The organism is Mesorhizobium sp. M4B.F.Ca.ET.214.01.1.1 (genome assembly GCF_004791545.1).
Classification (GTDB): domain Bacteria; phylum Pseudomonadota; class Alphaproteobacteria; order Rhizobiales; family Rhizobiaceae; genus Mesorhizobium; species Mesorhizobium abyssinicae.
On sequence record NZ_SRUX01000057.1, the window covers coordinates 1 to 513 of the forward strand.

The window sequence follows — 513 nt, forward strand, 5'->3', positions numbered from 1 at the left end:
GCTCCTTGACGATCGCACGCCCGATGGCCACGCGCTGGCGCTGCCCGCCGGAGAGCTGCGACGGCCGTCGGTGAAGCAGCGCTTCGATCTCCAGGATACGCGCAGCCTCGGCGATCCGCTGGCGGATGACATCCGGCGCGACCCGAATGTTCCTCAGTCCAAAGGCCATGTTCTCCGCGACCGTCATATGTGGGTAAAGGGCATAATTCTGGAAGACCATCGCAACGTTGCGCCTGCCCGGCGCAAGGTTCTCCGAGCGCACCCCGTCGATCGTCAGCGTGCCCACGTCAATGCTTTCGAGGCCGGCGATCATGCGCAGCAGCGTCGTCTTGCCGGAACCGGACGGACCGAGAAACACGACCAGTTCTCCCGGCTCGATGTCCAGGCTCACGTCACGGATCACTTCGACGGCGCCGAAGTGCTTTGATACGCCCGAAAGCGTGATTCCCGTCATGCTTGCGATCCTTCTTTCCTACATAATTTCGGATAAATACCCGATGTCAAGGAATGTTG

1 protein-coding gene is annotated in these 513 nt (G+C 61.0%); it reads right to left on the reverse strand.

Annotated features, from left to right (window positions below):
• Positions 1 to 454: ABC transporter ATP-binding protein (locus EN857_RS33260; RefSeq protein ID WP_135859712.1), on the reverse strand; the 454-nt coding region annotated here is incomplete at its 3' end.
• Between the last annotated feature and the right edge of the window lie 59 nt (positions 455 to 513).